General features: G+C 72.2%; 3 protein-coding genes. 1 reads left to right on the forward strand and 2 read right to left on the reverse strand.

From position 1 onward, the window contains the following. A partial coding sequence (locus R3E98_21790; protein ID MEZ4426043.1) for an efflux RND transporter permease subunit occupies positions 1 to 1,019 on the forward strand: 1,019 nt, incomplete at its 5' end. Between the two features lie 27 nt (positions 1,020 to 1,046). On the opposite strand, the gene dacB is transcribed toward R3E98_21790, so the two are convergent. Both dacB and R3E98_21800 read right to left on the reverse strand, forming a co-directional pair. After that, complete coding sequence (gene dacB, locus R3E98_21795; GenBank protein ID MEZ4426044.1) at positions 1,047 to 2,744, reverse strand: D-alanyl-D-alanine carboxypeptidase/D-alanyl-D-alanine-endopeptidase; 1,698 nt, start codon at positions 2,742 to 2,744, stop codon at positions 1,047 to 1,049. Between the two features lie 71 nt (positions 2,745 to 2,815). After that, a partial coding sequence (locus R3E98_21800) for a YbjQ family protein (protein ID MEZ4426045.1) occupies positions 2,816 to 3,164 on the reverse strand: 349 nt, incomplete at its 5' end.

The raw sequence follows: 3,164 nt of genomic DNA on the forward strand, positions 1-3,164 counted from the left end.
GCGAGCGGGCGGGCTACCTCGGGCTCAGCGTCGCGGCGGTCGGGCAGACGCTCCGCACGGCGCTGGACGGCACCGTGGCCACGCGCTTCACGGCCGGAAACCAGGAGTACGACCTGCGCGTGATGTTCCCGCGTGAGCGCTTCCGGAGCCCGGAGGACATCGAGTCCATCGCGCTGTTCCCGGGGCAGACCGGCGGTGCGCCGATCTACCTGCGGGACGTGGCCCGCGTGCGCACGATCCTCGGGCCCACCACCATCCGGCGCGAGAACCAGAACCGGCAGCTGCAGCTGACCGGGGACGTCATCGCCGAGGTGGCGACGGTGGGGGAGGTCAACGACTCCATTCGCGTGCGTCTGGCCGGGATGTCCCTGCCGGACGGATACGGCGTGATCTTCGGCGGGGAGGAGGAGGCCATCCGGGAGAGCAACCAGCAGATGACGATCGTGGTGCTGCTGGCCGTCTTCCTGGTGTTCGTGGTGATGGCCGTGCAGTACGAGAGCTTCGTCAACCCGTTCGTGATCCTGCTGGCCATGCCGCTGTCGCTGATCGGCGTGTGCGTCCTGCTCTTCCTCACCGGGACGCCGCTCAGCGCACCGGTGCTGCTCGGGGTGATCCTCCTGGCCGGCATCGTGGTCAACAACGCCATCCTGCTGGTCGAATACATCGAACAGGGGCGGAAGGAACGGGGTCTGTCCCGTGAGGAGGCGGTCATCGAGGCCGGCGCCGTGCGCCTGCGTCCGATCCTCATGACCACGCTGACGACCCTGTTCGGGATGTTGCCGCTGGCGCTCGGCATCGGGCAGGGCTCGGAGTTGATGCAGCCGCTGGCCATCGCGGTCGTGGGCGGCCTGGGCATCTCGACCTTGCTCACCCTGTTCGTCGTGCCCAGCGCCTACCTGATCTTCAACACGTCGGCGGAGCGCGTCGGGGCTTTCATGACCGGTCGGTCGGCCGCCGCGGAGCGGGCCGCCGCCGAACGCGAAGTGGGCGCGCGCGCTCCGACGCCGGTCGGACCCTGAGCGGGCCGAAACACCGGGCTGGCGCGGCTACCAGCGCGCCAGCTCGACCACCAGCGCGTCGATGACGTCCCGAACGGCTCTGCCGTCCAGGCCGGAGGCATTGGTGAGGATGCTGAAGACCAGCTCCCGCCCGTTGTCCCGCACCAGGTAGCCCGACAGCGAGTTGGTGTGGGTCAGGCTCCCGGTCTTGGCGAACACCCGCCCGCCCAGGCTACCCAGGCGACCGGACAGCGTCGTGCCTGCCTCGCCCGGCTCGGCCAGGGCCCTCCGGAACCGCTCGCCCTCGGGTCGGATGCGGATCTGGGTGAGCACGTCCACGAGCGCCCGGGGCGTCGCGAGGTTGTACGCCGACAGGCCGGAGCCGTCCACGACGTCCACGTCGTAGGCCAGCACGTTGTAGGCTCGCCCCAGCTCCTCCGCGACGGCGTCGCCCGCCTGCTCCCAGCCCCCTGTTCCGGTCGAGCTCTGCGCGAGGGCGCGCGTGAGCTGGTCCATGATCCAGTTGTCGCTGGGACCCAGCGCCGCATCGAGGAGCTCCATGAGCGGCGGCGAGGTGAGCGTGGCCAGCCGGTGAGCGGCCGGGCACGAGGCGATCCGCCCCGCGGCGCAGCCGCCCGGCAGCTCCGCCTCGCGCTCCCACGCGAAGGCGAGGCCGCCATCGAACCGGATCCCGCGCTCCGTCAGCACCTGGTACAGCAGCTCGCCGGCCACCCGCACGGGGTCGCCCTGTGCGATCCGGAGCGTCCGTCGCCAGCGCGGAGGCACCCTTCCCGACAGGCGGATCCGACCGTTCTCGCCCAGCGGACGGGAATGGACGATGGCCGTGTCGGTGGCGGCCGTACGTACGTCCAGCTCGAGCCGGCCCGACGCCAGCCGCGGCTCCGAGCGGACCGGGACCTCCGCGCCGACGGTGGACGGTGCGTCGAGCGTCAGCGCCACCTGGCCGCCGGCCACGACGAACGCGCCTCCCGAGGCGCCCCACGACCAGCCCAGGTCCTCCACCATCCACGAGCCCGGCACGCTCGTCGAATCCCACGCGGCCACGTCGATCACGAGCGGTCCATCGAAGCGGCGCGCGCCGACGGCCAGCAGCGAGTCGGCGAGGCGATCGAACGGCGTGCGCCACGACGGGTGGAAGGCGTCGGAGAAGCTGGGATCGCCCGAGCCCACCACCACCAGCGCGCCGCGCACCGTGCCCCCGCTCAGCGGCCCGGTGGCGAACGCGGGTGTGCGGAAGCGGTGCTCCGGCCCCAGTGCGCTCAGCGCGGCCGCGCCGGCCAGCACCTTCATGTTGGAGGCCGGCGCGAACTTGTGGTGCGCGTTCAGGGACAGGAGCAGGTGGCCGTCGTGCAGATCCTTGGCGACGATGCCCCAGTGCATCTGGTCGAACGGAGGACGATCGATGATCGCGGCCACCCGCTCGATCACCGCGGGGTCGCCCGAAGCGGCCGGCCGCGTCAGCGCGCTGCCTTCGGGCCGCTCCACCTCCAGCGGGACGAAGACCCCTTGCTCACGGTCGGCAGGCGCGGCCTCGCGCACCACGTAGACGGTGTCGCGTACCGTGTCCGGAGCCGGAAGCGCCGTCGCCACGGCCGCGCTGCCGTTCCCGCTGGCGGGGCGCGCGCGCTCGGGAGGCGGCGACCCGGGGGGCGCGGCGACGCCGGAGCAGCCCATCAGGACCAGGGCTGCCAGCGCGAAGAGCGGACCGGTGCGGCGTGGACGCATGCGGGCGTGGGGTCGGTACGGACGAAGGATCGGGCGCGGCCGAGGCGTCGCCGGCGACCCGGCGTGCGGTTCTACGGGGTGGCGCGCTCGACCCGCACGGCCGTGCCGTAGCACAGCATCTCCGCCGCCCCGCGCGTCACCTCGGCCGACTGGAAGCGTACGCCCAGGACGGCGTTCGCGCCAAGAGCGCGCGCCTCGTCGACCATCCGGTCGACCGCTTCCTCCCGCGCCTCGGCGAGCACCTTGGTGTACTCGAAGAGCTCTCCGCCGGTGATGTTGCGCATGGTGGCGACGATGTCCTGGCCGAGGTGGCGCGCCCGGATGCTCGCACCCCGCACGAGCCCCAGGACCTGGACGACGCGATGATCGGGGATGGCTTCGATCGTCGCGAGGATCATCGGTAGACGTCCTTGTAGGGGT

It is taken from the genome of Gemmatimonadota bacterium, assembly GCA_041390125.1.
Classification (GTDB): domain Bacteria; phylum Gemmatimonadota; class Gemmatimonadetes; order Longimicrobiales; family Gaopeijiaceae; genus JAGQIF01.